Below are 26,627 nucleotides of genomic sequence, written 5' to 3' on the forward strand. Positions count from 1 at the left end.
CCTGCATCTGTCGACCTTCGACAGGTCGCTGCGGCTGTTGGTAGGTGTCGACCTTGGTCGACACGGTAGATCCACGCCATGCGTGGATGATTCCAAACGTGCCGACCAAGGTCGGCAGCTACCGGGTCAGAGCCCCTGCATCAATGCCATCTGGGCCGAATGCGGGGCTTCGTCGTGGGCCGGCGCGCGCTTGTGGTAGATGCCCTCGGCATCCAGCTCCCAGGCGTTGAGGTTGTCGTCCAGGTAGTTCTGCAACACTTCGCGATAGACCCGCTTGGCCAGTTCCGGGTCGAGGATCGGGAAGCAGGTTTCCACCCGGCGCAGCAGGTTGCGTTCCAGCCAGTCGGCGCTGGCGCAGTACAGCTCCGGTGCGCCGTCGTTGCCGAACCAGTAGACCCGGCTGTGTTCCAGGAAGCGGCCGACGATCGAGCGCACGCGGATGTTGTCCGACACGCCGGGTACGCCCGGGCGCAGGGTGCAGGCGCCGCGGATGATCAGGTCGATCTGCACCCCCGCCTGCGAGGCGGCGTACAGCGCACGGATCACCTGCGCTTCGTTGAGGGCGTTCATCTTGGCGATGATCCGCGCCGGCCGCCCGGCGGCGGCGATGCGCGTCTCGCGCTCGATCCTCGCCAGGATCCCGGTGTGCAGGGTGAAAGGCGACTGCAGCAGGCGCTTGAGCTTCATCTTCGAGGCCAGCCCGGACAACTGCTGGAACAGCAGGTGCACGTCGTTGCCGATGTCGGCATCGGCGGTGATCAGGCTCAGGTCGGTGTACGCGCGGGCGGTGCCGCTGTGGTAGTTGCCGGTGCCCAGGTGAACGTAGCGGCGCAGCTTGCGGCCTTCGCGGCGCACGATCAGCAGCATCTTGGCGTGGGTCTTGTAGCCGACCACGCCATACACCACCTGCACGCCGGCTTCCTGCAACCGATCGGCCAGGCCGAGGTTGGCTTCTTCATCGAACCGCGCGCGCAGCTCGACCACCACGGTCACGTCCTTGCCGGCACGTGCCGCCTGGATCAGGGCATCGACGATCAAGGAGTCCTTGCCGGTGCGGTACAGGGTCTGCTTGATCGCCAGCACGTTCGGATCCAGTGCGGCCTGGCGGATCAGGTCCAGCACTGCAGCGAACGCGTCGAAGGGGTGGTGCAGCAGCAGGTCCTTGCGCGCGGTGGTCTCGAAGATGCCGTCGCTGTCGCGCAGGGTGCGCGGGGTCATCGGCGGATACTTCAGGTCCGGCTGCGCGATCAGGTCGTACAGCTGGATGATGCGGTTGAGGTTGACCGGTCCATCGATGCGGTACACCGCGTTCTCGGTCAGGCCGAAGTTCTGCAGCAGGGTGCGGACGATGTCGCGCGGCATGTCGTGGGCGATTTCCAGCCGCACCGCAGGACGGTAGCCACGGTCCACCAGCTCGTCACGCAGTGCCAGCGCCAGGTTTTCCACTTCCTCCTCGTCCACCACCAGCTCGGAGTTGCGGGTGACACGGAACTGGTAGGCGCCCAGCACTTCCAGGCCCGGGAACAACTCGTCCACGAAGGTGGACAGCACCGAGGACAGGAACACGAAGTTCTGCGGGCCGCCGAGTTTTTCCGGCAGCTGGATGATCCGCGGCAGCGAACGCGGTGCGCGCACGATGGCCAGGTGGCCGCTGCGGCCGAACGCATCGGTGCCCTTCAGCACCACCACGATGTTCAGCGACTTGTTGAGGATCTTCGGGAACGGATGCACCGGATCCAGGCCCAGCGGCGACAGCACCGGCATGATCTCGTTGCGGAAATAGGCACGCAGCCAGCGCTTCTGGCGGTGGGTCCAGGAGTTGCGGCCGAGCACGCCGATGCCGGCCTCCATCAACGCCGGGCGCAGCGTCTGGTTCCAGCAGCGGTACTGCTGGTCCACCAGCTCGGCGGCGCGTTCGTGGATGGCGTTGAGAATGGCCTGCGGGCTCATGCCGTCCGGAGCCGGTGGCAGGCCGAACTCCTGCGCATGACGGACCGCAGCGGCACGGATCTCGAAGAATTCGTCCAGGTTGGTGCAGGAGATGCACATGAAGCGCAGGCGCTCCAGCAGCGGCACCTGCGGGTCCATCGCCTGCGCCAGCACGCGGAAGTTGAAATCCAGCTGCGACAGTTCGCGGTTGATGTACAGCGCCGGGTCGCGCAACGGATCGCTGTCCGTGCTCACGGGGAGGGGGAGGGATCCGAGGCTGCTCATGGCGTCATTCTTCGAAGGAGGTCAGGGGGGCGGACTCACGCGGTCGCACGTGGTCGGCATCGAAATGGCAGGCGAACACCGAGCCCTTGCCGACCTCGCTGTCGATTTCCAGGCGTGCGTGGTGCAGACCGAGGATGTGCTTGACGATCGACAGGCCCAGGCCGGTGCCGCCGCTTTCGCGCGAGCGGCTGCTGGAGACACGGTAGAACCGTTCGGTCAGGCGCGGCAGGTGCGTGGCGGGAATACCGTAGCCGGTGTCACGCACCGCCAGCACCACACCATCGCCCTCGCGGCGGAACTCCACCGCGATGCGGCCACCGGCCGGGGTGTAGCGCACCGCGTTGGTGACCAGGTTGGAGAAGGCGCTGTGCAGTTCCTTGGTCGAGCCCTGCAGGTCCACGCCGGCCAGGTCGTCGATGCTGATCTGGTGGCGGCCTTGGCTGTGTGCTTCGGCTTCGCGGCGCAGGGTGGCCAGCATGGGCTGCATCGCCACCGTCTCGGCTTCGCTGTGTTCCTGCGATTCCAGCCGCGACAGGGTCAGCAGGTCCTCCACCAGCTGGGCCATGCGCTGGCTCTGCTTGCGCATCTCTTCCAGCATCGGTCCGGTTCCCGGGAAATCCTCCGGGTCCATCATGTCCAGGTAGCCGTGGACCACGGTGAGCGGGGTGCGCAGTTCGTGTGAAACGTTGGCCACGAAGTCACGACGCACCTGTTCCAGGCGCAGCAGCTTGCTGACATCACGGGCGATCAGCAGCCAGTAGTCGGACGAATAGGGAATCAGGCGCAGGTTCAGGCGGATCGCAGGATCGACCGGCGAGGGCACGTCCAGGATCGGTTCGGCATTGCGGCCACCGGCCAGCCAGTGGGCCAGCGGCATCGGCTGCAGGCGTTCGACCAGGGCCTCACCCAGATCGCCGGGATGGTGCAGGCCGAGCAGGGCCGTGGCCGCTTCGTTGAACCACTGCACGCGCTGGCTGTTGCGGTCCAGCACCACCACGGCGTCGGGCAGCGCGGCGGCGGCGGCGCGATAGCTGCGCAGCATGTCCAGCAGGCGTCGCTTGCGCACGCGCATCTCGACCTGGTTGCGGTACAGCAGGCGGTCCAGCTCATTCCAGACGCCGGTGCCTTCGGCGGCGGTATCCCAGCGCTGGCGCGCGGTCAGCCGGCGCAGCACGCGGCGCAGCCGCCAGTAATGCCAGACCAGCGTCGCCAGTGCCGCCAGCGCGATGCACAGCCACAGGTGGCCAGTGAACCATCCGACCAGACCGGCCAACAGCAACACGGTGGCCACGGTGGCCAGTGTCTTCAACCAGGCAGAGCGGATGTGGCGGGGCATTGCGGTCTCGTCGTGGGTTGCGGCGGTTCACGCAGGTGAACCGAGGGTTATAGCAGAGTTGCCGACGCCGGCACCGTGGGGTGCACGGCGCCGGCACGACGAGGCTCAGGTGGCGGTGGAGAAGCGGTAACCGGCGCCGCGCACGGTCTGCACCATGTTCTCGGCGTTGAACGGTTCCAGCGTCTTGCGCAGGCGGCGGATATGCACGTCGATGGTGCGTTCTTCCACATACACGCTGCCGCCCCACACGTGGTCCAGCAGCTGCGCACGGGTATACACGCGCTCGGGGTGGGTCATGAAGAAGTGCAGCAGGCGGTATTCGGTCGGGCCGATCGGCACCGGCTGGTCGTTGGCGAACACGCGATGGGCGGCGCCGTCGATGCGGATCGAGCCCACGGCCACGCTGCCGTCCTCGTCATCGTCGCGGGCGCGGCGCATGACCGCGCGGATACGGGCCAGCAGTTCGCGCGCCGAGAACGGCTTGACCACGTAGTCGTCCACACCGGCTTCGAGGCCGCCGACGCGGTCGTTCTCTTCGCCGCGCGCGGTCAGCATGATGATCGGCACTTCGCGGGTCAGCGTTTCCTTGCGCCAGCGCCGGGCCAGGTCCAGGCCGCTGGTGCCGGGCAGCATCCAGTCCAGCAGGATCAGGTCGGGGACGCGGTCGGCGATGGCGGTCTGGGCCTCGCGGGCGTCACCGGCGTGGACAGGTTCGTAATCGCCCTTGCGAAGGGCGAAGGCGACCATTTCGCGGATCGCGGGCTCGTCATCGACGATCAGGATGCGTTTCTGCACGAGGGCACCGTAGGGCTCAGTTACTGGAGTGGTGCCAGTAGACTACGGTTTGATGACATGTTTGTGACTACCTGGCCGGCATCTGGCATTGCTGCCATCTGCCGGTCATGCCGTGCTCAGCGGCGGTCCAGGTCCGGGTCCTGTACACCCTGCCGGCGCAGCTCGAGTACGGTGGGGGTGATCGACTCGATCCGCGCATCCACCCGGGCCCGACCGACGTAGTCCAGGGCGGGGTTGCGCTTGAGTGCCTGCAGCTGCATCAGGGCCTGTTCCGGGCGACCGCCCAGGAACGCCGCCTCGGCATAGGCCTCGCTGGCACGGACACTATCGCCGGCCAGTTCACTGGCGCGGGCGTAGCGCTGCTGGAAGACCGGATCGTTACCGCTTTGCGACAGCAGCGGACGCAACATCGCCTGCGCGCGCTGACCCGCGGCCTGGCCGCCCTGCTCGTTCAGGATCTCGGCATAGGTCAGGGCCACCGGCCGGCTGTTGGGGTGCTCATGCAGCAACTGCTCGAAGCGCGCATTGGCCTGGGTGGATTGGCCGGTGCGTGATTCCGCCTCGGCCAGGGCCAGGGCGACCCAGAGGCTGTCCGGGTGGGTCTTCAGCAGCTCGCTCAACGTCTGCCGGGCCTCGCTGGCGCCGCTGCGGCCGCCGCGCATGCTGGCCAGTGCCTGGCCGTAACGCTGGGCGTCGTCCAGGCCGTCCTTCTGCCGTCGCGCAAGATCGGCGTATTCGCGCTGCAGTTCGGCCGGGCTGTCGGCGCTGAGTACGCGCAGGCGTTCGCGGGCCCAGTTGAAATCACCACTGGCGCCGCGGCTGAGCTGGCCGATCGGCACCCGCAGCACGCTGCCGGGCAACAGCGGGTTGATGCCGCGCAGCAGCGGATCGCCCAGGGTCGGGTCGGCCGGATCCACCCGTTCCCTGCGCTCGCCGCTGGGCGTGCGCGTGGTCAGCAGCACCGTGTCCTTCTTCATCTGTTCGGCGCGGGCCTTGGCCTCGCTGATGCGGGTGGTGTTGACCGGGTGCGTGCGCAGGAAGTCGGGAACGCTGTAACCGCCGTCGTTGCCGCGCATCGCCGAGGACATGCGCTCGAAGAAGCCGGCCATCGCGTCCACGTCGTAGCCGCTGCGCGACAGCGTGCGGATGCCCAGCCGGTCGGCCTCCGACTCATTGGAGCGGGTGTAGTCGATCTGCCGTTGCTGCATCAGGCCCATGCCCGAGCTGATCGCAGCCATGGTGGCGTTGCCCGAGGACGAACTGTTGCTGGCCTGGGCGGCAACCACCGCCGCCAGCATGCCCAGCAGGATCGGGATCTGGTCGCGCTGGGCGCGCTCGACCCCGCGCAGCACGTGCTGCTGGGTGACGTGGGCGATTTCGTGCGACAGCACCGCCGCCACCTCGTCCTCGCGCTCGGCCGTCAGCACCAGGCCGGCATTGACGCCGATGTAGCCGCCGAGGGTGGCGAAGGCATTGATCTGGCGGTCCTTCATCACGAAGAACGTGTAGGGCTGGCGCGGCTGGTCGCTGTTGGAACCGAGGCGGGTGCCCATGGTCTGCAGCCAGTCGTTGACCAGTGGATCGTCCAGCAGGTAGCCGTAATTGCGCAGCTCGCGCAGCATCATCGCGCCGTACTCGGCCTGGCGGGCCGGGGTCAGCAGTTCGCCCGCCGAGGAGCCGATGTCCGGCAGCTTCTCCTGGGCCTGCGCCAGCGGGGCGGCCAAGGCCAGGATCAGGGCAGCGGTGAGCAGCAGGGGTCGCAAGCGGTCGGTCCTCGGGCAGAGTCTGCCCAGCGTGGCAGGGCAGGGGGCAACCATTCGTTAATCAATCCACAGTGTTGCGGGCGTGGCGTGGAAATTCCAGCGCACCGGTACCATATATGGACCGTCGATCCATCGTGGAGTTTCCCGTGACAGCCCAGTCCGCCGGCGCTACCCCCGCCATCACCATCTATTCCACCGCCGTCTGCCCGTACTGCGTGGCCGCCAAGAATTTCCTCAAGAGCAAGGGCCAGCAATGGACCGAGGTCCGCATCGACCTGGACCCGGTCGAGCGCGAGAAGATGATGGCCAAGACCCGCCGTACCAGCGTGCCGCAGATCTTCGTGGGCGACGTCCACGTGGGCGGCTACGACGACATGATGGCCCTGCATCGTGAAGGCAAGCTCGAGCCGCTGCTGGCCGGGCAGGGCCAGGCATGAGCGCGGCCGACGACGGCAGCAAGGATCGGATCGCCGAGTTCACCGATTTCCGCAAGCGCATGAATGAACGCATCCTGGGTGAGCCGAACCAGGTGGTGCGCCGCTTCTTCGCGCTGGACACGCAGACCTACCAGGCCGGCGCGCTGGACGTGAAGACCAAGGAGCTGCTGGGCCTGGTGGCCTCGATGGTGCTGCGCTGCGACGACTGCATCAGCTACCACGTGGCCCAGTGCAAGGACGCCGGCGTCACCCGTGAAGAGTTCTTCGAGACCTTCTCGGTCGGCCTGGTGGTCGGCGGCTCGATCGTGATCCCGCACCTGCGCCGCGCCGTGGACTTCCTCGACCAGCTGGAAGGTGGCGCCGCCGCCCCGGCCGCGCACGAGCACTGAGGTAGCGCCGGGCCATGCCTGGCGGGCACCTGAACGAAAGGCCGCCGGGCATGGCCCGGCGCTACCGATGACGTTCATCGGGGCCTTCCCCGCGATCCAACAGCCCAGGAGCCCCCTTGTTGTTCAAGGGGGCGCGCCAAAGGCGTGGGGATAAGGTGGGATGCGCGGGCAATTCTGCCTTACCCGGCTCGGACTAATTGCCTATTTGGGGTCTCCGAGCCGGGTAAGGCATAATTGCGGGTGAAACTTCCTTTGCGCCGGCGTTTCCGGGCACGTCCGGACGGCGTTTTTCCCCCTGTTCGGAACATCGATCAATGACGCAGAAAATTACGGTCATCCGCGGCGACGGCATTGGCCCGGAAATCATGGACGCCACCCTGTTCGTACTCGACCAGCTCAAGACTGGCCTGGAGTACGAGGACGCCGACGCCGGCCTGGTGGCCCTGGAAAAGCACGGCGATCTGATGCCGGCGGTGACCCTGGAATCGATCGCGCGCAACAAGGTCGCGCTGAAGAGCCCGCTGACCACGCCGGTCGGTGGCGGCTTCACCTCGATCAACGTCAGCCTGCGCCGCCACTTCGACCTGTACGCCAACGTGCGTCCGGCCCACACCTTCCCGAACACCAAGTCGCGTTTCGAGAACGTCGACCTGATCACCGTTCGTGAGAACACCGAAGGTGCGTACCTGGCCGAAGGCCAGGAAGTGTCGGCCGACGGCGAGACCGCCTTCTCCGGCACCCGCATCACCCGCAAGGGCTCCGAGCGCATCGTGCGTTACGCCTTCGAGCTGGCCAAGAGCACCGGCCGCAAGAAGGTCACCGCCGTGCACAAGGCCAACATCATCAAGTCGACCTCGGGCCTGTTCCTGGCCGTGGCCCGTGAAGTCGCCGCGCAGTACCCGGACATCGAGTTCCAGGAAATGATCGTCGACAACGCCTGCATGCAGCTGGTGATGCGTCCGGAACAGTTCGACATCATCGTCACCACCAACCTGTTCGGCGACATCATTTCCGACCTGTGCGCGGGTCTGGTCGGTGGCCTGGGCCTGGCTCCGGGCGCCAACATCGGCAAGGACGCGGCGATCTTCGAAGCCGTGCACGGCACCGCGCCGGACATCGCCGGCCAGGGCAAGGCCAATCCGTGCGCGCTGCTGCTGGCAGCGGCACAGATGCTGGATCATGTCGGCCAGCCGGAAAATGCCGAGCGCCTGCGCAAGGCCATCGTGGCCACGCTGGAAGCCAAGGATTCGCTGACCGGCGACCTCGGCGGCACCGGCAACACGATGGGCTTCGCCAAGGCGATCGCCAGCCGCCTGTAAGCAGCGGCTCGACCCCCGGTTGGATCCCACAGCGGGGCGCCTTCGGGCGCCCCGTTGCGTTTCACCGCCTCCACAGAAATCTATTTGTGCATATTTCGCACAGATCATGTGCTCGGATGCGGCTGGTTCGTGCGTTCAATGCTACGCATCCTGTGCCGACTTTCCCTCGCACAGGAGCTTGACCATGAACCTCGCTGCTTTCGGCCTGGCCAGCCTGATCGGCATGGCGGCCACCACCCCGGCGGCCGCCGCCGAGTCGTCCCATCCCACCATCCGCCATATGGCCGGCGCCCCGGCTGCCACCTCGCTCGACGCAGCGAAGACGGCCGTTCTCGTGATCGACTTCCAGAACGAGTATTTCGATGCCAGCGCCGCCGCCGGTTTCGCCGGTGGTCGCATGGTCATTCCCGATGGCGTGGCGGCCCTGCGGCAGACGCGCCGCGTGGTCGACTTCGCCGATGCCAACGGCATCCGCGTGATCCATGTGCAGCACGTGTTGCCGGCCGGCGCGCCGCTGTTCGCAGAGGGCAGCCTCAACGCCGCGTTCCACCGTGACATGCAGCCGCGCAAGGGCGAGACCGTGGTGCAGAAGGACAACGTCAGCGTGTTCGCCGGTGCCTCGGCAGCGGTATTGGACAAGGCGCTGAAGGATGCCGGTATCGACACCCTGATCGTCACCGGCCTGCAGTCCCATGCCTGCGTTGCCGGTGCTGCACGCGATGCCGCTGCAGCGCCGCGCGGCTATCGGGTGATCGTCGCCTCCGATGCCTCTGCCAGCCGCGATCTGGATCTGGCCAACGGCGGGAGCATCGGCCATCGCGCATTGCATGAAGCGTCGCTGGCACAGATCGAGGATGCCTTTGGCGATGTCATGACCACCTCGGCGATTCTGGCCCTGCCGGTGCGCAAGGCAGGCGACGACGCTTGATAAGCTGGCGGGGTCCGCAGTCAGCGGGCCCCGCCGACTGGAGTCACCTCCCGATGGATCATTTCGCCGCCCTGCGAGCCTTGCGCGCGATCGTCGATGCAGGCAGTTTCACTGCCGCCGCCGAGCGGCTGGATACCACCCATTCGGCGATGTCGCGGCAGTTGCGTCAACTTGAAGAGCACCTGCAGGTGCGGCTGCTGGATCGCAACAGCCGGCGGTTGTCGCTGACCGAGGCCGGGCGCGACTACTACCGCGAGGCGGTGGCGCTGCTTGACCGGCTGGAGGCCGCCGATGACCGCGCGCGGGCCGGCCAGGCCCAGCCCAGCGGGCGCGTGCGGGTCAGCGTGCCGCAGGTGGTCGCCAGCCAGGAGTTGCCGCATTGGTTGCCTGGCTTCCTGGCGCGCTATCCGCAGGTGGCGCTGGAACTGTCGGCCGACGATCAGCTGGTCGATGTGGTCGGCGGTGGCTTTGATCTGGCCCTGCGCATCGCACCGTCCTTGCCTGACAGCCAACTGGTCGCCCGTGAACTGGCGCGATGCCCGCGCATCCTGGTTGCGGCACCGGCCTACCTAGCCCGGCACGGACTGCCTCGACAGGTGGCCGATCTGCAGAACCACACGTTGTTGGCATTCAACCCGGTTGCGGCGATGACGCCGTGGCAGCTGCACGGGCCGCGCGCTGCCATCGTCAGCGTGGAAGCCGGTCAACGACTGCGCGTGGACGCCACGCCGGCACTGCATGCGGCCGTGCTGGCCGGCATGGGCATCAGTCTGTTCACCGCGCTCACGGTGCAGGAAGACCTGCGCGCCGGTCGGTTGATCCGCGTGCTGCCCAGCTGGCACGGTGGCACGCGCTGCTATTTCGCGCTGTATCCGCATGCGCGTGCGCTGGCGCCGAAGGTGCGTGCGCTGGTCGATCACCTGGCCGCGCATTACGCTGCAGCGTCGGGTGCGGCAGGGTAGTCGCGCGGCAGCGGTGAGGAGTGGGGATGGAGTCGGTGTATCTGCTGGTCGCGCTGGGTGCGATCGTCGCGGGGTTCGTGCAGGGCCTGTCGGGTTTCGCGTTCGGCATGGTCGCGATGTCGTTCTGGGCGTGGGGGCTGGATCCCCGGCTTGCGGCGACGCTGTCGGTGTTCGGCGCGCTGGTCGGCCAGTTGCTGGCGGTGTTCACCGTGCGCCGTGGCTTCAACCTGCGCTTGCTGCTGCCGTTCGTGCTCGGCGGGTTGACGGGCATTCCGTTGGGCGTGCTGGTGCTGCCACAGCTGGACATGGTCTGGTTCAAGGCGCTGCTGGGAGGATTCCTGGCACTGTGGTGCCCGGTGATGCTGATGGCGCGTTCGTTGCCACCGGTCACCGTTGGCGGCAGGTTTGGCGACGCGCTGGCCGGCATGGCCGGCGGTGTGCTCAGTGGCATCGGCGGCTTCGCCGGGCCGGTGCCGACGCTGTGGAGTACCCTGCGTGGCTTCGGCAAGGACGAGCAGCGCGCGGTCATCCAGAACTTCAACCTGGCGATGCTGGCGGTGACCATGGCCACCTATGTCGGTACCGGCATGGTGACCCGGCAGATGCTGCCGTACTTCGCCATCGTCGCGCCGGCAATGCTGGTGCCAACGCTGCTGGGGCGAAGCTGTATGTCGGCATCAGTGAAGCGCGTTTCCGGCAGATCGTGCTGGGTCTGTTGACGGCCTCCGGCGTTGCCATGCTGGCCTCGTCGTTGCCGTTGCTGCTGTCCCGTGGGGCGGCGGGATGAGGGCTCAGGCGGGCCGCAGCATGCGGAAGCGTTGGTCGGCGGTGATCCGGAAATAGTCGGCCGGTCCGCCGCCACGCAGGATGGTGTCGCTCGCGGCAGTGTCGTAGATGCCGTCGACGAGCAGCCGCGTATCGATATGCACGGCGACCACTTCTCCCAGTACCAGCCAGCCATTGGTGTCGTCACCGGCCGCGTCGCGCAGGCGTACGATCTGCGTGCAGCGGCACTCCATGCTCACCGGGCTCTGCGCCACGCGCGGCGGTGCAACCTGCTCCGAGGCCAGGGGTGTCAGCCCCGCCAATGCGAACTCGTCCACTTCGGGCGCGACGGCGCGGCAGCTCTCGTTCATTGCCTGGGCCAGATCGAATGTGGCGAGGTTCCAGACGAACTCGCCGGTGGCTTCGATGTTGCGCAGCGAGTCCTTGCGCCCCTGGCTGCTGAAACCAATGATCGGCGGCGTGTAGTTGAAGGCGTTGAAGAAGCTGTAGGGCGCCAGGTTCACATTGCTGTGGGCATCACGACTGGAGATCCAGCCGATGGGGCGCGGGCCGATGATGGCGTTGAACGGATCGTGCGGCAGGCGATGGCCGTCGGCCGGGCGATAGCTGTGGAAGCGGGGAGGGGAGGTATCTGCCATGGGGCATGGTTCCGCGGAAGTCGAGCGCGCTCGACGCTACAAAAAAGGCCGCGATCCCGACGGACCGCGGCCTTGTCGTTTACGGCACGGATTGGATCAGCGCTGCTGGATCTTCGACAGCAGGCGCAGGAACTCCACATACAGCCAGACCAGGGTCACCATCAGGCCGAATGCGCCATACCATTCCATGTACTTCGGCGCGCGCTGGGCCACGCCGGTTTCGATGAAGTCGAAATCCAGCACCAGGTTCAGCGCGGCCACGACCACTACGAACAGGCTGAAGGCGATGCCCAGCCAGCTGGCGTCATGGATCACCGGCACGTTGATGTTGAAGAAGCCAAGCACGAACGACGCCAGGTACAGCAGGGCGATGCCGCCGGTGGCGGCGACCACGCCGAGCTTGAAGTTTTCGGTGGCCTTGATCAGGCCGCTGCGGTAGGCGAACAGCAGCGCGAACAAGGTGCCGAAGGTCAGCAGCACCGCCTGGAACACGATGCCCGGGAACTTCATGTTGAACACGGCCGAGATGGCGCCCAGGAACAGGCCTTCCACCAGCGCATACATCGGCGCGGTGACCGGCGACCATTCCTTCTTGAAGACGGTGATCAGGGCCAGCACCAGGCCGCCGATCGCGCCGCCCATGGCGTACAGCTTGGCGCCGGCCATCACCTGGCCGTAGTCGTCCACGGTCTGGTTCCAGGCGAACGCTGCCGTCAGCACGGTCAGCAGCAGCAGGAAGCCGGTCTTGTTGACGGTGCCATTGAGGGTCATTACCTGGCCGGGGCTGGTTACCACCGAGCCACTGGCCAGATCGAGGAAGGTCGACTCGGAAAGAGCCGGGTTGCCGCTGCGCATGCGAGGTCTCCGTGCGAAAAGGGGGCGATTCGGCCATCCGGCCGATGGCTGCGAGCATAGCCGATGGCTGCGCAATCTGCGGTCATGGCCGGGCAGGGCGGGGATTGCGCGTTGACAGTTCGCACGACGCTTGGCCACAATGGTCAGCTCCCCGGGTCCAGGCCCGAGGGGATTGCAACACCGGGGTATAGCGCAGTCTGGTAGCGCGCCTGCTTTGGGAGCAGGATGTCGGGGGTTCGAATCCCTCTACCCCGACCAATCCACATCACGTCGGATTGGACGCCGTTCCGGTTCGGGCGCCCGTAGCTCAACTGGATAGAGCACCGGCCTTCTAAGCCGGCGGTTACAGGTTCGATTCCTGTCGGGCGCGCCATTGGTTGGTGCGACACCGGAACGTAGCTGGCGGATGTGAAGAAGTGCTTGCAAAAGCCTGTCGACTCCACCAGAATGTCGGACTCGCTTCGGCGGACCTGAACTTCGGTGACAGTCCTCGGGCAACGTATCAAGCGTCAACGTCGGCAGCATCGACGGTGAAGCGAAAGTTTCAGTGGTGGCTGTAGCTCAGTTGGTTAGAGTACCGGATTGTGATTCCGGTGGTCGGGGGTTCGAATCCCCTCAGCCACCCCACTGATTCAACCGCATCGGCAACGCCGAAACGGTATTGCAATAAACAGAGTGCACGCTACAATGTGCGTCTGAGTTTCAAGGGCTGTTAGCTCAGTTGGTAGAGCAGTTGACTCTTAATCAATAGGTCCAAGGTTCGAATCCTTGACAGCCCACCAAGACAGAAGCCATCGGGTCCAACCGGTGGCTTTTTTCTTCAGATGTAACCCTTCGCGATGGATCGCCGGTTGCAGTGCTTGTTTCAACGACGTTGAAGAAAGTACTTGCAACGCCCTCGCGGATCGGGTCATAATTCGCCCCCGATTTCGGGCTGTTAGCTCAGTTGGTAGAGCAGTTGACTCTTAATCAATAGGTCCAAGGTTCGAATCCTTGACAGCCCACCAGACGAAAGCCACTTGGTCCGCCAAGTGGCTTTTTTCTTTCTGTCTCCGCTGGCGTGGAGCCGGCTGGAGGATAGCCCCCTTGAGTCAAGGGGGCGCGGCGAAGCCGGGGGGGATGTGGGTGTGGGTGAGAGGGGCCCGCGCGGTGCGCAGCAGCGCGTGGGGCGGCAGCGCGAATGCACAGCCGCGTCCCCAAGGTTCGAATCCTTGACAGCCCACCAGACGAAAGCCACTTGGTCCGCCAAGTGGCTTTTTTCTTGCCCGCGACAGCGTCGGTAGGCCCGCGCCCTGCGCGGATGAAGGTCGCACGAAACGCACAATCCACGCAGGGCGTGGATCTACTGAAGCACGGCTGAAATCAGCGTCAAATGCGTCATCAGCATGTTCAATGCTGTGAGCTGCTTCTCACCGGTTGCCATCGGCATCGCTCCCAATAGGTGTTCCGCGCCGAAGGCGCATGCATGAGGAGTGCTTTGATGGCCATTAACAGAGCTGTGGGTCTGATGCTGTCCAGCGTGGCGGTGATCGCCCTGTCGGGCTGCAGGGCGGACGACGCCGCCACTGCCGGGGCCGCACCGGATCACGCGCAGACGGTGGAGCGCGCTGCGGATGTCGAGCATGTTCCCGCGAAACCGGCCGACGCCGCAATGGCGATGCGTCCGGCCCAAGCAGCGGGGGAGGGGGTGTCTGCGGATGCGGCTGAAATGAAGCGCTCTGAAGACGGCGCGACGCCCGAGGCCCGCAAGCGCGATGCGGCGATGGGCAGCGATGGTGCGGCATCGGGGCAGGTGCAGCCCGCGCATTGATCCGGTGGCCCGGGCCTGCACCCGCCGCCCGGGCCGCTTTCTCCATCAAATGGCGTATTCAGTTTTGTGGAAGCCTTCCGCTTTCCGCCCCCGCCTGCAACAATGAACGCCTGAGCCGGCCACGCGAAAGTGGCGGAATTGGTAGACGCCCTGGATTTAGGTTCCAGTGCCGCAAGGCGTGGGGGTTCGAGTCCCCCCTTTCGCACCAGGCCGGCCCGTCCCCCGCCCAGTCGGGCATCCCGCGTCAACCCCTGCGCCCGGCCATGCTGGCGGCGCCGCCCGAATTGGGCGAAACTAAAGGGCTGCGGCAAGCAGGCGCGTCATCGACGTCGTGTCCTTACAACCGTTTCATCCATCATCGAGCCGGGGGCCAGGGCGCCACCGGTGGCAGGAGTCAACATGCAAGCTTCGATCGAAACCATCGGCAACCTGGAACGCCGCCTGAGCTTCTCGCTGCCGGAAGACCGTCTGCAGAGCCACATCAACGGCCGCCTGGGCGAAATCGCCCGCACCACCCGCATCAAGGGTTTCCGTCCGGGCAAGGTGCCGGCCAAGGTGATCGAGCAGCGCTTCGGCGCGCAGGTCCGTGGCGAGGCGCTGGACGGCCTGCTGCGCGAGACCTTCGATGCCGCCGTGCGCGAGCACGACCTGCGCATCGTCGGCAGCCCGCGCATCGACAAGGGTGACGAGGGCGAGTTCTCCTTCGTGGCCACCGTCGAAGTGGTGCCGGACTTCGGTGACATCGACGTCAGCAAGCTGACCGTCGTGCGCCACACCGCCGAGATCACCGATGCCGACATCGACCAGATGATCGAGAACCTGCAGACCCAGCGTCGCAGCTGGTCGCCGGTTACCCGTGCCGCGCAGGACGGCGACCTGGTCGCACTGGAAACCTGGTCGCAGGCCGGTGACGAGCGCCTGCCGGCGGAAGGCACCGAGAAGGGCAGCATCGTGCTCGGTCAGGGCATGATGTTCGAGACCATCGAGCAGGGCCTGGTCGGCCTGGCCAAGGACGAAGAGAAGACCCTGGACGTCGAGTTCCCGGCTGACTGGCGCGTGCCGGCGCTGGCGGGCAAGACCGTGCAGGTCACCGTCAAGGTCACCGACGTCTCCGAACCGGTCGTGCCGGCGGTCGATGAAGCCTTCATCAAGAGCTTCGGCGTGAAGGGCGGCGACGTCGAGCAGTTCCGCAGCGACATCCGTGCCAACCTCGAGCGCGAGCTGAAGGGCGCGCTGATGAACCGCCTGCGTCGTGAAGTCGGCGAGCAGCTGATCGCGGCCTACGCATCGGTGGAAATGCCGCCGCGCCTGGTCGAGAACGAAGCCCGCGCCATGCTGGCCCAGCAGGTCGAGCAGATCCGCCGCAGCGGCCGCAACCCGGGCGAGATCCCGGCCGACGCCCACGAAGGCTTCAAGGACGCTGCTGCCAAGCGCGTGCTGGTCGGCCTGGTGGTCGGCGAAGTGGCCCGCAGCAACGACCTGCGCCTGGAGCCGAAGCGTCTGAATGAAACGATGCGTCTGATCGCTTCGACCTACGAAGAGCCGGAGCAGGTCATTGAGATGTACCGCAACGACCCCCAGCTGATGTCTGGCCTGCAGAACCGCGTGATGGAAGAGCAGGTGATCGACTGGATCGCCGAGCGCGCCCAGCACACTGAAGAAAAGCTGTCGTTCCAGGACGCGATCCGCCAGTAATCCCTGGCGGATTGCCGGATACCCCGCGCCAGCCCTGGCGCGGGGTTGTTTCCCCCCCAAGATAGGTACCTCACGAAATGGACAACCGAACCAAAGCCCTGAACATGGTTCCCATGGTGGTCGAGCAGACCAGCCGCGGCGAGCGTGCCTACGACATCTATTCGCGCCTGTTGAAGGAGCGCCTGATCTTCCTGGTTGGCCCGATCGACGATCACATGGCCAACGTGGTGGTGGCGCAGCTGTTGTTCCTGGAAGCGGAAAACCCGGAAAAGGACATCAGCATCTACATCAACTCGCCGGGTGGCGTGGTCACCGCCGGCATGGCGATCTACGACACCATGCAGTACATCAAGCCGGACGTGAGCACCATCTGCGTCGGCCAGGCCGCCTCGATGGGCGCGCTGCTGCTGGCTTCCGGTGCAGCGGGCAAGCGCTATGCGCTGCCGAACTCGCGGGTGATGATCCACCAGCCGCTGGGTGGCTTCCAGGGCCAGGCCACCGACATCGACATCCACGCTCGCGAGATCCTGACCCTGCGTGCGCGCCTGAACGAAGTGCTGGCCAAGCACACCGGCCAGTCGCTGGAGACCATCGCGCGCGATACCGAGCGCGACAACTTCAAGAGCGCGGTCGATGCGGTCGCCTACGGCCTGGTCGACCAGGTCCTGGAGCGTCGTCCGGAAGAGTCGATCCAGGCCGGCTGACCGGCACTCACGGGGCCATGGCAGGCCCCGTTCCTGCAGGGTCGGGTGGACTGATGTCCTTCCGGCCCTGTGTTATTCTCGAATCGAACCCCCGTTCAGCGGGTGGCGTAACTGGGTAAGCGAAGCATGAGCGAAGACCGCCAAGGTCGTTCCACGGACACCGGCAAGATCCTCTACTGCTCTTTCTGCGGCAAGAGCCAGCATGAAGTGCGCAAGCTGATTGCCGGTCCGAGCGTGTTCATCTGCGATGAGTGCGTGGAGCTGTGCAACGACATCATCCGTGAGGAGCTTGAGGAAAAAGCGCAGTCGGCACGCAGTTCGCTGCCCAAGCCGCGCGAGATCCTCGAGGTGCTCGACCAGTACGTGATCGGCCAGAACCGCGCGAAGCGGACGTTGGCCGTGGCCGTGTACAACCACTACAAGCGCATCGAGAGCCGCCAGAAGAACGACGAAGTCGAGCTGGCGAAGTCGAACATCCTGCTGGTCGGTCCGACCGGTTCGGGCAAGACCCTGCTGGCCGAGACCCTGGCCCGCCTGCTCAACGTGCCGTTCACCATGGCCGACGCCACCACGCTGACCGAAGCCGGTTACGTGGGCGAAGACGTGGAGAACATCATCCAGAAGCTGCTGCAGAAGTGCGACTACGACGTCGAGAAGGCACAGCAGGGCATCGTCTACATCGATGAAATCGACAAGATCTCGCGCAAGAGCGAGAACCCGTCGATCACCCGCGATGTGTCCGGCGAAGGCGTGCAGCAGGCCCTGTTGAAGCTGATCGAAGGCACCGTGGCCAGCGTTCCGCCGCAGGGTGGCCGCAAGCATCCGCAGCAGGAATTCCTGCAGGTGGACACCAAGAACATCCTGTTCATCTGCGGCGGCGCGTTCGCCGGCCTGGACAAGGTGATCCAGCAGCGTTCCAACGACGCCGGCGGCATTGGTTTCGGCGCCAAGGTGAAGAGCAGCGAGCGCAAGCAGGAAGTGGGCAAGGTGCTGGCCGAAGTCGAGCCGGAAGACCTGATCAAGTTCGGCCTGATTCCCGAGTTCGTGGGCCGCCTGCCGGTGGTCGCGACCCTGGAGGAGCTGGACGAGCCGGCCCTGATCCGCATCCTGACCGAGCCGAAGAACGCCATCACCAAGCAGTTCAAGAAGCTGTTCGAGATGGAGAACGTCGAGCTGGAGTTCCGTCCGGACGCGTTGTCGGCCATCGCCAAGAAGGCGCTCAAGCGCAAGACCGGCGCCCGTGGCCTGCGTACCATCGTCGAATCGGTCCTGCTGGACACCATGTACGACCTGCCGTCGCAGGAAAACGTCAGCAAGGTTGTCGTGGATGAATCGGTGATCGAGCACAAGTCCGAGCCGTACCTGATCTACCAGACCCCACCGGCCCCTGAACAGAAGGCCGCTGGCGCCGAGTGATTCTTTCAACTTGTTGAATAGAAAGAATTTTCTCGGAACGTCTTGCATCTGAAAGCCGATGGCCCCATAACGGGGCCATCGGCTTTTTTTGTCTCCGGAAGATGCCCTTCCGGAGACGGTTTTCCCCTTCCCTGGAGCCCCCATGGCCCGTTCCCCAAGTGAGACCCTCGACCTGCCGGTCCTGCCGCTGCGCGACGTAGTGGTATTCCCGCACATGGTCATCCCGCTGTTCGTCGGCCGCGACAAGTCCATGCATGCGCTGGAACAGGCAATGGAAGCGGACAAGCGCATCCTGCTGCTGGCGCAGAAGTCGGCCGAAACCGATGACCCGCAGGCCGCTGACCTCTACCAGGTCGGCACCCTGGCGCAGGTGCTGCAGCTGCTGAAGCTGCCCGACGGCACCATCAAGGTGCTGGTTGAAGGCCTGTCGCGCGTGCAGGTGACCAGCGTCAGCGAACGTGATGGCTCGCTGCACGGGCAGGCCGTCGAAATCGAGGCCACCGACGCACGCGAGCCGCGCGAGATCGAGGCCATCGCCCGCTCGCTGATGTCGCTGTTCGAGCAGTACGTCAAGACCAACCGAAAGCTGCCGCCGGAGCTGCTGCAGACCCTGGCCGGCATCGATGAGCCGACCCGCCTGGCCGACACCATCGCCGCGCACATCAGCGTGCGCTTGTCGGACAAGCAGCGGCTGCTGGAAACGCTGGCCGTGGGTGAACGCCTGGAGATGCTGGTCGGTCTGGTTGATGGCGAGATCGACGTGCAGCAGATGGAAAAGCGCATCCGCGGCCGCGTGAAGTCGCAGATGGAGAAGAGCCAGCGCGAGTACTACCTCAACGAACAGATGAAGGCCATCCAGAAGGAACTGGGTGACCTCGACGACGCGCCGGGCGAACTGGAAGAGCTGGCCCGCAAGATCGCCGAAGCGGGCATGCCCAAGCCGGTGGAAACCAAGGCACGCAACGAGCTCAACAAGCTCAAGCAGATGTCGCCGATGTCCGCCGAAGCGGCGGTCGTGCGCAATTACCTGGAGTGGCTGCTGGGCGTGCCGTGGAAGAAGCGCAGCAAGGTGCGCAAGGACCTGAAGGCCGCGCAGGACACTCTCGATGCCGATCACTACGGCCTGGAGAAGGTCAAGGAACGCATCCTTGAATACCTGGCGGTGCAGTCGCGGGTGAAGCAGATGAAGGGCCCGATCCTGTGTCTGGTCGGGCCGCCGGGCGTGGGCAAGACCTCGCTGGGCCAGTCCATCGCCAAGGCCACCAACCGCAAGTTCGTGCGCATGTCGCTGGGCGGCGTGCGCGACGAAGCCGAGATCCGTGGCCACCGTCGTACCTATGTCGGTTCGATGCCGGGCCGCATCGTGCAGAACCTCAACAAGGTCGGCAGCAAGAACCCGCTGTTCGTGCTGGACGAGATCGACAAGATGTCGATGGACTTCCGCGGCGATCCGTCCTCGGCGCTGCTGGAAGTGCTCGACCCCGAGCAGAACAACGCGTTCAACGACCACTACCTGGAAGTGGACCTGGACCTGTCCGAAGTGATGTTCGTGGCGACCTCCAACTCGCTCAACATCCCGGGCCCGCTGCTGGACCGCATGGAAGTCATCCGCATCCCCGGTTACACCGAGGATGAGAAGCTCAACATCGCCACCCGTTACCTGGCTCCCAAGCAGATCAAGGCCAATGGCCTGAAGCCGGAAGAGCTGGAGATCGGCAGCGATGCGATCCAGGACATCGTGCGCTACTACACGCGCGAATCCGGCGTGCGCAACCTGGAACGCGAGATCGCCAAGATCTGCCGCAAGGTGGTGAAGGAGATCGCGCTGGGTGGGCCGCAGCCGGTGGCGAAGGCGAAGAAGGGCGCGCGCAAGTCCAAGGCGCTGGTGAGCGTGTCGAGCAAGAACCTGGACAAGTACCTGGGCGTGCGTCGCTTCGACTTCGGCCGTGCCGAAGAAGAGAACGAGATCGGCCTGGTCACCGGCCTGGCGTGGACCGAAGTCGGTGGCGATCTGCTGCAGATCGAATCGACGCTGGTACCGGGCAAGGGCCAGCTGATCCTGACCGGCCAGCTCGGCAACGTGATGAAGGAATCGGCGTCGGCGGCGTTGTCGGTGGTGCGTTCGCGTGCGGTCGGCTTCGGTATCGATCCGGAGTTCCTGCAGAAGCACGACGTGCATCTGCACGTACCCGATGGTGCGACGCCGAAGGATGGCCCCAGTGCCGGTGCGGCAATGGTCACCTCGCTGGTGTCGATGCTGACCAAGGTGGCCGTGCGCGCCGATGTGGCGATGACCGGCGAAATCACCCTGCGTGGTCGCGTCACCGCGATCGGCGGCCTGAAGGAAAAGTTGCTGGCGGCACTGCGCGGCGGAATCCGCACGGTGATCATCCCCGATGAGAACCGCAAGGATCTTGCCGACATTCCGGCCAACGTCACCCGCGATCTGGAGATCGTGCCGGTGAAGTACATCGAGGAAGTGCTTGATCTGGCGCTGGAACGTCCGCTGGCGCCGAAGAAGACGCGCAAGAGTGCGCAGCGCGTCACGGTGCGCAGCAAGGCCAAACCGAGTGGAAACGCCCGCGTCAAGCATTGATGCGTCCTGTCGAAATGCTTGAAACCCGCGTCGTTGCTGGCTTTCCAGCTTGCGTGGGGGTAGGGCCGCTGGTATAAAAGCAGCACTCGCGAATGAGTGATCGCAGTCAGCGCTCACTGAATTCGGCGAACCGTTTCCACATGGCAACCGCATGCAGACGTCGTGCGGTTGCTTCCCTGTCGAATACGCGGAACCCACCGCCAAAGGAGTTGTAAAGAATGAACAAGACCGAATTGATCGATGCCGTTGCTGAAGCTGCCGACCTGACCAAGGCCGAGTCCAGCCGCGCTGTCGATGCCGTCGTTGCTGCCGTCACCAAGGCGCTGAAGGACGGCGATGCGGTCACCCTGGTTGGCTTCGGTACCTTCCAGGTCCGCGACCGTGCTGCCCGCACCGGCCGCAACCCGAAGACCGGCGACACCATCAAGATCGCTGCTTCGAAGAATCCGTCGTTCAAGGCTGGTAAGGCCCTGAAGGATGCTGTAAACTAAGCGGCTCGCTGGGGTGCTTAGCTCAGCGGTAGAGCGTCTCCTTTACACGGAGAGGGTCGGGGGTTCGAAACCCTCAGCACCCACCACAGCACCGCGGTAAGTTTGAAATGTGGAGCGGTAGTTCAGCTGGTTAGAATGCTGGCCTGTCACGCCGGAGGTCGCGGGTTCGAGTCCCGTCCGCTCCGCCATTTTCAACGAGGCCCCCGGCCGAAAAGCTGGGGGCCTTGTTTTCTCTCCAACCACCCGGTTGCAGAGAAAACAAAGAGGTCTGCAATACGGAGCGGTAGTTCAGCTGGTTAGAATGCTGGCCTGTCACGCCGGAGGTCGCGGGTTCGAGTCCCGTCCGCTCCGCCATTGCAAAACTCTTAAATCCTCGTGAAAAAACTTTGAAAAAAGTGTTCAGCGGGGTAGGTTTTCAGGAAGTCTTCGGATATACTGAGCGCCTGCAAAGTTTCAAGCGCGGAGCGGTAGTTCAGCTGGTTAGAATGCTGGCCTGTCACGCCGGAGGTCGCGGGTTCGAGTCCCGTCCGCTCCGCCAACTCTAAGAGCCCTCGACGCAAGTCGGGGGCTTTTTCTTTGTGTCGTTTTCATCTTTTGATGGGCGCGATCGTGTCGATCGCCGGGGCAGGGGGGCGCCAGACCCCGCCGGCACTGCTTTTGGTCCACGCCGCGAAGCGGGTTACACTGCCGGGCTCGCCAATCAAGCCTTGTGATTCCTCACCATGCTGCAGAAACTCCGCGACAAGACCTCAGGCTGGATCGTTACCGTGATCCTGGGGCTGCTGATGATTCCGTTCCTGTTCGTCATCGACAACAGCTACCTCGGTGGCGTCGGCGCACAGAACGTCGCCAAGGTTTCGGCACCGCCGACCTGGTGGCGCTCGGCACCGTCCTGGTGGCCGGTGCGCATGATGTGGCAGCACCATGAGATCAGTGCGCAGGACTTCCGCACCCGTTTCGAGCAGGAACGCATGCGCGAACGCCAGCAGCAGGGCGAGAACTTCGACCCGCGCGCGTTCGAAAGCACCGAGAACAAGTTGGCCGTGCTTGACCAGTTGATCGACGAGCAGGTCGTGCGTCTGGTCGGTGAGCAGGCAGGTGTCGTGATTGGCGACGGCGCTGTGCGCGAATACATCACCGCCATTCCGGGCTTCCTGGGCGCCGATGGCAAGTTCAGCGAGAGCAATTACCGTCTGGCCCTGGCCGGTGGCAATCCGCCGCGCACGCCGACCCAGTTCCAGGAACTGGTGCGCGAGAGCCTGCAGCAGTCGGTGATCCCGTCGGGCCTGCAGAACTCCGGCTTTGTCACCCAGGCCGAGACCGAGCGTCTGCTGAAGCTGCTGGGCGAGACCCGCGATGTGGAACTGGCCGCGCTGCCGGAAGTTCCGGTTGATACCGCGCCGGTGACCGATGCGCAGATCAAGCAGTGGTACGACAGCCATGGCAAGGATTTCCGCCAGGCCGAATCGGTGTCGCTGGAATATGTCGAGCTCAATGGTGCGAACCTGCCGGCGCCGACCGCCGCCGACGAGGCGACCCTGCGCAAGCGCTATGAAGACGAGAAGGCCAAGTTCACCACGCCGGAACAGCGCCAGGCGGCGCACATCCTGATCACCGGTGACGGTGCCGAAGCCAAGGCCGCCAAGCTGGCTGTCGAAGCAAAGGCCGCCGGTGCCGACTTTGCCGCGCTGGCCAAGGCGAACTCGGAAGATCCCGGTTCCAAGGCGCAGGGCGGTGACCTGGGTTGGGTCGAACGTGGCGCGATGGTCAAGCCGTTTGAAGACGCACTGTTTGGCGCCAAGGCCGGTGAAGTGATCGGCCCGGTCAAGACCGACTTCGGCTTCCACATCATCAAGGTTGCTGCGGTTCGTGGCGGCGAGGGCAAGTCGTTCGAAGACGTGCGTGACACCTTGGCTGCCGAGCAGCTGAAGGCTGATGGCGAGCGCGGCTTCAACGATCTGGCCGGCCGCCTGGTCGATGCCATCAACAAGAGTCCGAGCGACCTGGCTGCAGCCGCCAAAGCGGTCGGCCTGTCGATGCAGACGCTGGGCCCGATCACGCGCACGACCGCCACCGGCATTGCCGCTGATCCAGCCGTGCTGCGTGCCGCCTTCTCGGACGTCCTGGTGCAGGACGGTACCGCCAGCGATCCGATCGCCCTGGGTGGCAGCAGCAACCACAGCGTGGTGATCCGCGTTGCCGCGCATACCCCGGAGCAGGCGCTGCCGCTGGACAAGGCGCGTGAGCAGGTGATCGCCGCGATCCGTGCCGACCGCCAGCGCCAGGCCGGTGACAAGGCCGCGGATGCCCTGCTGGCCAAGCTGAAGGCGGGCGCGACCCTGCAGTCGCTGGCCGCCAGCGAGAAGCTGCAGCTGAGCCCGATGCCGGGCCTGCCGCGCAGCCAGCCGGTGCCGACCCCGGAGATCAACCGCGCGATCTTCAGTGCGCCGCTGCCTGCCGAAGGCAAGCCGAGCTACGGCAAGGTCGACGTCAACGGTCATGCACTGGTCTTCGCAGTGAACAAGGTCAACCCGGGTGACATCAAGGAAGTGACCGCCGAGCAGCAGAAGCAGTTGAAGGACCAGCTGAGCCAGATCGACGGCATGGCTGCTGCCAAGGCGTACATCGACGCCATGCGCAAGCGCTTCCTGGTGCAGACCACCGAAGCGAACCTGTAAGCCTCTGACGAGCAGGAACGAAAAGGCCCGGCATTGCCGGGCCTTTTTTGTGCGAGAGCGCTGCTGGAGATTGAACTGTAGAGCCGAGCCTATGCTCGGCTTGTCATGAACCCCGACAGGTCGCAGGCAAGAAAAAGCCGAGCACAGGCTCGGCTCTACACGGGGAGGCGCTTGGCCTGTCCCTCAGTCTTCGACGCGCAGTACCGCGCCTGGCTTCAGCACGCTGCTGCCGCTCAAGCCATTCAGCGACAACAGCGCCTTGACCGGCATGCCGTAGCGGCGGGCGATGGTCCAGGCCGATTCGCCGTTGCGCACGGTGTGGCGGCGGTTGCGCGGGCGATCAGCAGCCGACGCGACCACCTTTGCCACCTGCGGGCTCGGCGCAGCGCTGGCGGTGCTGGCCAGTGCGGTGGCCACGGCCGTGCTGGCGATGTCGGCAACGTCCGCGTTGGACGCCGAAACCGGGGCCAGTACGCGTGCGGTGCCCGACGGGCGGTTGCCGGCAGCCAGCGCCGGATTCAAGCGGGCGATCTTCGCCGGGTCCAGGGCACGCTGTGCGGCCCACTGCTGGACGCTGGTGCCTGCCGGCAGGGTGTGGTCCTTCAGCACCGGGACGGTGCGGTCCAGCGAGGCCATTACGCCCGGCTGGTCTTCCACGTCTTCCAGCACGCAGGCCAGGGCATGCAGCTTCTCGACGTAGGCATGGGTGACCGGCGACAGCCCGGGCAGGCCGGCCGGCTTGGCGTTCTGCGCATTCATGCCGGCCTTGCGCATGGACTGCAGCACGCGGTACTCGCCGGCGTTGTAGGCCATGGTGGCCAGGCGCCAGTCGCCACCGAACATGCCATGCAGGGTCTTCAGGTAGCGCACGGCGGCCTGGGTGGACTCCACTGCCGACAGCCGGCCGTCGTAGTTGTTGCTCATCGGCACGCGATGGTTGCGTGCGGTGGTGGCGATGAACTGCCACAGGCCGGTCGGGCCGCTGCCGTTGCGGGCATTGGGCCGGTAGCCGCTCTCGACGAAGGGAATCAGGGCGAATTCGGTCGGCAGGTTGGCTTTGCGCAGCTCTTCGACCACATAGCCGAACAGCACCAGCGCGTCGTCATCCTGGTTGGCCAGCCGCGAGGGGGCGTGGGCGAACTGCCTCTGCCAGCGCGGGCTGGTGGCCTCGGCGTCGCAGGTCGGTTCGGCCAGGCCGTCGCGGAAGCTGGAGAAGATCTCCTGGCCGTTGCGTACCGATGCAGCCGGCAGCGTCGACGGATCCAGCGGCAGGGCCGAGGCGGCGGTCAGGTTCTGGCTGATGCCGGCGCCCAGCGATTGTGCGCCGGCAGTTCCGGCCAACCCCAGGACGAGACCCAGGGCCAGCGGCAGACTTCGGCGACTCATGCGCGGAAGCCGTCTTTCCAGTGCCGGAGACCGGCCATGACGTCGACGTCATCCACGACCTCGCGCCCCAGGTGCGCCGACACGGCCGCGCGGATGGGCGCCGTGTGGGTACGCAGGAACGGATTACAGGCAATTTCATCGGCCAGGGATACTGGCAGGGTGGAACGGTCATCGCGGCGCATGGCCAAAGCCTCCTCTTGGCGCTGCAACAAGGCAGCGTTGGCGGGGTCGACATGCCGCGCGAAGACGGCATTTGACACGGTGTACTCGTGAGCGCAACACAGCAGCAGTTGCGCGGGCAGGGCACCCAGCTTGCGCATCGATGCCAGCAGCTGGGACGGCGTACCTTCGAACAGGCGTCCACAGCCCAGGCTGAACAACGAATCGCCGCTGAAAAGCTGTTCAGCGGTGTGAAACGCGATGTGGCTGCGGGTGTGCCCGGGGACGGATAGTACGTGGAACATCCGGCCCAGTGCCTGAACACGTTCACCTTCGCCGACCCGCTCGGTGGCCATCGGGATGCGCTCGTCGACCGGTGCAACCACGCGCACGCCGGGGAAACGCGCCTGCAGCGCCGGCACGCCACCGATGTGATCGTCGTGATGATGGGTGAGCAGGATGGTATCCACGCGCACGCCTTGGTCGGCCAGCGCCAGTACCGGCGCAGCGTCGCCGGGATCGACGACCACGGCAGCACCGTCGTCGGCGATCAGCATCCAGATGTAATTGTCCGCAAATGCGGGCAGGGCAGTCAGTCGCATAGAATTGGACCATGCCCGCGCTGCAGAGCACCCGTCAAGCGAGCCAGGCCCCGTGGTTCGACAGCGAACCGGCGGAGGCCTTGCGCGTGCTCGAACGGCAACTGCTGCTGCCACAACTGTCGCTGCTGCCGACCCGGCCCTGGTTGTGGATCGCCCCCAGCGCCGCCTGGCTGGCGGATGCGCAGCTGGGCGGGCGTGGCCTGCGCCTGCATCGCCAGGGCACTGGCTACGCTGGCGATACCCGATGCGCACTGCCGTTGCCGCTGCCCAACGAGAGCGTCAACGCCATCGTGCTGCAGCATGTGACCGTCGGTGATGCCGACCATCTGCTGGACGAATGCGAGCGCGTGTTGATGCCTGGCGGCCATCTGTGGCTGACCAGCCTCAATCCGTTCAGCCCGTTCCGCACGCGCTGGCGCCAGCACGGGCTGGTGGTGCGCACGCCGCAGCGGATCCGCCAGCTGCTTGAGCGCCATGGGCTGGAATGCGAGGACGTGCGTTACCTGGGGCCGATGTGGCAGGGTGCCGGCAGCCGCCGTCGCGGCGGCTGGGCCCCCCTGCGCGCGGCCTGCCTGTTCCATGCCGAAAAACGCACGCTGGCCCTGCCCGGGCCGACCCCGTTGCCCGTGCGCTGGCACGGCACCGTTGCTACCTGATCTGGAGTTGTA

At 65.5% G+C, this 26,627-nt stretch carries 21 protein-coding genes, 10 tRNA genes and 1 pseudogene; 24 read left to right on the forward strand and 8 right to left on the reverse strand.

The features are described from left to right. Positions 1–126 precede the first annotated feature (126 nt). The 4 genes from ppk1 to CR919_RS05500 form a co-directional block, all read right to left on the reverse strand. A complete protein-coding gene (ppk1, locus tag CR919_RS05485; RefSeq protein ID WP_099819168.1) occupies positions 127–2,214 on the reverse strand; it encodes a polyphosphate kinase 1 in 2,088 nt (695 codons plus the stop codon). Positions 2,215–2,218: 4 nt separating this feature from the next. Continuing rightward, a complete protein-coding gene (phoR, locus tag CR919_RS05490; RefSeq protein WP_025878120.1) occupies positions 2,219–3,550 on the reverse strand; it encodes a phosphate regulon sensor histidine kinase PhoR in 1,332 nt (443 codons plus the stop codon). A 105-nt stretch (positions 3,551–3,655) separates the two neighbouring features. Continuing rightward, entirely contained in the window at positions 3,656–4,345 is a 690-nt protein-coding gene (gene phoB, locus CR919_RS05495) for a phosphate regulon transcriptional regulator PhoB (protein WP_089239076.1), read from the reverse strand. Between the two features lie 116 nt (positions 4,346–4,461). Further along, positions 4,462–6,162 (reverse strand): M48 family metalloprotease, encoded by a 1,701-nt coding sequence (locus tag CR919_RS05500; protein WP_207761013.1) that lies wholly within the window; start codon positions 6,160–6,162, stop codon positions 4,462–4,464. A gap of 92 nt (positions 6,163–6,254) precedes the next feature. On the opposite strand from CR919_RS05500, the gene grxC reads away from it, so the two are divergent. The 6 genes and pseudogenes from grxC to CR919_RS05530 all read left to right on the forward strand — a co-directional run bounded on the left by grxC (position 6,255) and on the right by CR919_RS05530 (position 10,930). Continuing rightward, positions 6,255–6,545 carry a glutaredoxin 3 gene (gene grxC, locus CR919_RS05505; protein ID WP_025878124.1) on the forward strand — a complete coding sequence of 97 codons (291 nt, stop codon included), beginning with the start codon at positions 6,255–6,257 and terminating at the stop codon, positions 6,543–6,545. Continuing rightward, on the forward strand, positions 6,542–6,934 hold the full coding sequence (locus tag CR919_RS05510; protein ID WP_005408260.1) for a carboxymuconolactone decarboxylase family protein: 393 nt from the start codon (positions 6,542–6,544) through the stop codon (positions 6,932–6,934). The genes grxC and CR919_RS05510 overlap by 4 nt, the downstream gene beginning before the upstream one ends. Positions 6,935–7,248: 314 nt before the next feature. Beyond that, positions 7,249–8,253, forward strand: a complete 1,005-nt coding sequence (locus tag CR919_RS05515) for an isocitrate dehydrogenase (RefSeq protein WP_099819170.1) — start codon at positions 7,249–7,251, stop codon at positions 8,251–8,253. 184 nt (positions 8,254–8,437) lie between these two features. Next, positions 8,438–9,181, forward strand: coding sequence for a cysteine hydrolase (locus tag CR919_RS05520; protein ID WP_099819171.1), 744 nt, complete (start codon positions 8,438–8,440; stop codon positions 9,179–9,181). A gap of 53 nt (positions 9,182–9,234) precedes the next feature. Beyond that, positions 9,235–10,143: a LysR family transcriptional regulator gene (locus tag CR919_RS05525; RefSeq protein ID WP_099819172.1), complete on the forward strand. Its 909-nt coding sequence runs from the start codon at positions 9,235–9,237 to the stop codon at positions 10,141–10,143. A 26-nt stretch (positions 10,144–10,169) separates the two neighbouring features. Continuing rightward, a pseudogene (locus CR919_RS05530) lies at positions 10,170–10,930 on the forward strand (sulfite exporter TauE/SafE family protein). 4 nt (positions 10,931–10,934) lie between these two features. Here CR919_RS05530 and CR919_RS05535 read toward each other — a convergent pair. After that, positions 10,935–11,567 (reverse strand): flavin reductase family protein, encoded by a 633-nt coding sequence (locus CR919_RS05535; RefSeq protein WP_099819173.1) that lies wholly within the window; start codon positions 11,565–11,567, stop codon positions 10,935–10,937. A 96-nt stretch (positions 11,568–11,663) separates the two neighbouring features. Then, positions 11,664–12,422 carry a Bax inhibitor-1/YccA family protein gene (locus tag CR919_RS05540; protein ID WP_099819174.1) on the reverse strand — a complete coding sequence of 253 codons (759 nt, stop codon included), beginning with the start codon at positions 12,420–12,422 and terminating at the stop codon, positions 11,664–11,666. Between the two features lie 181 nt (positions 12,423–12,603). Between CR919_RS05540 and CR919_RS05545 the strand changes: the two genes are divergently transcribed. The 17 genes from CR919_RS05545 to CR919_RS05625 all read left to right on the forward strand — a co-directional run bounded on the left by CR919_RS05545 (position 12,604) and on the right by CR919_RS05625 (position 23,812). Continuing rightward, a tRNA-Pro gene (locus tag CR919_RS05545) sits at positions 12,604–12,680 on the forward strand. A gap of 38 nt (positions 12,681–12,718) precedes the next feature. Next, positions 12,719–12,795, forward strand: a tRNA-Arg gene (locus tag CR919_RS05550). Positions 12,796–12,972: 177 nt separating this feature from the next. Next, positions 12,973–13,049: transfer RNA gene (locus tag CR919_RS05555), tRNA-His, on the forward strand. A 79-nt stretch (positions 13,050–13,128) separates the two neighbouring features. Beyond that, positions 13,129–13,204: transfer RNA gene (locus tag CR919_RS05560), tRNA-Lys, on the forward strand. Between the two features lie 149 nt (positions 13,205–13,353). Next, positions 13,354–13,429: transfer RNA gene (locus tag CR919_RS05565), tRNA-Lys, on the forward strand. Between the two features lie 500 nt (positions 13,430–13,929). Continuing rightward, a complete protein-coding gene (locus CR919_RS05570) occupies positions 13,930–14,232 on the forward strand; it encodes a hypothetical protein (RefSeq protein WP_133119589.1) in 303 nt (100 codons plus the stop codon). Between the two features lie 123 nt (positions 14,233–14,355). Further along, positions 14,356–14,440: transfer RNA gene (locus CR919_RS05575), tRNA-Leu, on the forward strand. A gap of 191 nt (positions 14,441–14,631) precedes the next feature. After that, positions 14,632–15,927, forward strand: coding sequence for a trigger factor (gene tig, locus CR919_RS05580; RefSeq protein WP_099819176.1), 1,296 nt, complete (start codon positions 14,632–14,634; stop codon positions 15,925–15,927). 77 nt (positions 15,928–16,004) lie between these two features. Next, a complete protein-coding gene (clpP, locus tag CR919_RS05585) occupies positions 16,005–16,631 on the forward strand; it encodes an ATP-dependent Clp endopeptidase proteolytic subunit ClpP (RefSeq protein WP_025878142.1) in 627 nt (208 codons plus the stop codon). Positions 16,632–16,757: 126 nt separating this feature from the next. Beyond that, positions 16,758–18,047: an ATP-dependent Clp protease ATP-binding subunit ClpX gene (gene clpX, locus CR919_RS05590; RefSeq protein ID WP_099819177.1), complete on the forward strand. Its 1,290-nt coding sequence runs from the start codon at positions 16,758–16,760 to the stop codon at positions 18,045–18,047. 142 nt (positions 18,048–18,189) lie between these two features. Continuing rightward, positions 18,190–20,643, forward strand: coding sequence for an endopeptidase La (lon, locus tag CR919_RS05595; protein WP_099819178.1), 2,454 nt, complete (start codon positions 18,190–18,192; stop codon positions 20,641–20,643). 218 nt (positions 20,644–20,861) lie between these two features. After that, a complete protein-coding gene (locus CR919_RS05600) occupies positions 20,862–21,134 on the forward strand; it encodes an HU family DNA-binding protein (RefSeq protein ID WP_004146343.1) in 273 nt (90 codons plus the stop codon). A gap of 11 nt (positions 21,135–21,145) precedes the next feature. Then, positions 21,146–21,220, forward strand: a tRNA-Val gene (locus CR919_RS05605). Between the two features lie 25 nt (positions 21,221–21,245). After that, positions 21,246–21,322 (forward strand) — tRNA-Asp (locus tag CR919_RS05610). A gap of 89 nt (positions 21,323–21,411) precedes the next feature. Continuing rightward, positions 21,412–21,488 (forward strand) — tRNA-Asp (locus CR919_RS05615). A gap of 107 nt (positions 21,489–21,595) precedes the next feature. Next, positions 21,596–21,672, forward strand: a tRNA-Asp gene (locus tag CR919_RS05620). A 184-nt stretch (positions 21,673–21,856) separates the two neighbouring features. Beyond that, positions 21,857–23,812 carry a peptidyl-prolyl cis-trans isomerase gene (locus CR919_RS05625; protein WP_099819179.1) on the forward strand — a complete coding sequence of 652 codons (1,956 nt, stop codon included), beginning with the start codon at positions 21,857–21,859 and terminating at the stop codon, positions 23,810–23,812. Between the two features lie 183 nt (positions 23,813–23,995). Here CR919_RS05625 and CR919_RS05630 read toward each other — a convergent pair whose 3' ends face one another. Continuing rightward, a complete protein-coding gene (locus tag CR919_RS05630) occupies positions 23,996–25,198 on the reverse strand; it encodes a lytic transglycosylase domain-containing protein (RefSeq protein ID WP_099819180.1) in 1,203 nt (400 codons plus the stop codon). After that, positions 25,195–25,959, reverse strand: a complete 765-nt coding sequence (gloB, locus tag CR919_RS05635) for a hydroxyacylglutathione hydrolase (protein WP_099819181.1) — start codon at positions 25,957–25,959, stop codon at positions 25,195–25,197. Before gloB ends, CR919_RS05630 begins: the two co-directional genes overlap by 4 nt. Positions 25,960–25,970: 11 nt before the next feature. On the opposite strand from gloB, the gene CR919_RS05640 reads away from it, so the two are divergent. After that, a complete protein-coding gene (locus tag CR919_RS05640; protein ID WP_099819182.1) occupies positions 25,971–26,615 on the forward strand; it encodes a methyltransferase domain-containing protein in 645 nt (214 codons plus the stop codon). The last annotated feature ends 12 nt before the right edge of the window (positions 26,616–26,627 follow it).

The sequence above is a fragment of the Stenotrophomonas sp. LMG 10879 genome, from assembly GCF_002750935.1.
Taxonomy (GTDB): Bacteria; Pseudomonadota; Gammaproteobacteria; order Xanthomonadales; family Xanthomonadaceae; genus Stenotrophomonas; species Stenotrophomonas lactitubi_B.

What these genes read in the sequence shown, in the direction of transcription:
- ppk1 (WP_099819168.1), bottom strand. Translation starts at nt 2,214, where the DNA reads ATGAGCAGCCTCGGATCCCTCCCCCTCCCCGTGAGCACGGACAGCGAT.
- phoR (WP_025878120.1), bottom strand. Translation starts at nt 3,550, where the DNA reads ATGCCCCGCCACATCCGCTCTGCCTGGTTGAAGACACTGGCCACCGTG.
- CR919_RS05500 (WP_207761013.1), bottom strand. Translation starts at nt 6,162, where the DNA reads ATGGTTGCCCCCTGCCCTGCCACGCTGGGCAGACTCTGCCCGAGGACC.
- CR919_RS05510 (WP_005408260.1), top strand. Translation starts at nt 6,542, where the DNA reads ATGAGCGCGGCCGACGACGGCAGCAAGGATCGGATCGCCGAGTTCACC.
- CR919_RS05515 (WP_099819170.1), top strand. Translation starts at nt 7,249, where the DNA reads ATGACGCAGAAAATTACGGTCATCCGCGGCGACGGCATTGGCCCGGAA.
- CR919_RS05520 (WP_099819171.1), top strand. Translation starts at nt 8,438, where the DNA reads ATGAACCTCGCTGCTTTCGGCCTGGCCAGCCTGATCGGCATGGCGGCC.
- CR919_RS05525 (WP_099819172.1), top strand. Translation starts at nt 9,235, where the DNA reads ATGGATCATTTCGCCGCCCTGCGAGCCTTGCGCGCGATCGTCGATGCA.
- CR919_RS05535 (WP_099819173.1), bottom strand. Translation starts at nt 11,567, where the DNA reads ATGGCAGATACCTCCCCTCCCCGCTTCCACAGCTATCGCCCGGCCGAC.
- CR919_RS05540 (WP_099819174.1), bottom strand. Translation starts at nt 12,422, where the DNA reads ATGCGCAGCGGCAACCCGGCTCTTTCCGAGTCGACCTTCCTCGATCTG.
- CR919_RS05570 (WP_133119589.1), top strand. Translation starts at nt 13,930, where the DNA reads ATGCTGTCCAGCGTGGCGGTGATCGCCCTGTCGGGCTGCAGGGCGGAC.
- tig (WP_099819176.1), top strand. Translation starts at nt 14,632, where the DNA reads ATGCAAGCTTCGATCGAAACCATCGGCAACCTGGAACGCCGCCTGAGC.
- clpP (WP_025878142.1), top strand. Translation starts at nt 16,005, where the DNA reads ATGGACAACCGAACCAAAGCCCTGAACATGGTTCCCATGGTGGTCGAG.
- clpX (WP_099819177.1), top strand. Translation starts at nt 16,758, where the DNA reads ATGAGCGAAGACCGCCAAGGTCGTTCCACGGACACCGGCAAGATCCTC.
- lon (WP_099819178.1), top strand. Translation starts at nt 18,190, where the DNA reads ATGGCCCGTTCCCCAAGTGAGACCCTCGACCTGCCGGTCCTGCCGCTG.
- CR919_RS05600 (WP_004146343.1), top strand. Translation starts at nt 20,862, where the DNA reads ATGAACAAGACCGAATTGATCGATGCCGTTGCTGAAGCTGCCGACCTG.
- CR919_RS05625 (WP_099819179.1), top strand. Translation starts at nt 21,857, where the DNA reads ATGCTGCAGAAACTCCGCGACAAGACCTCAGGCTGGATCGTTACCGTG.
- CR919_RS05630 (WP_099819180.1), bottom strand. Translation starts at nt 25,198, where the DNA reads ATGAGTCGCCGAAGTCTGCCGCTGGCCCTGGGTCTCGTCCTGGGGTTG.
- gloB (WP_099819181.1), bottom strand. Translation starts at nt 25,959, where the DNA reads ATGCGACTGACTGCCCTGCCCGCATTTGCGGACAATTACATCTGGATG.
- CR919_RS05640 (WP_099819182.1), top strand. Translation starts at nt 25,971, where the DNA reads ATGCCCGCGCTGCAGAGCACCCGTCAAGCGAGCCAGGCCCCGTGGTTC.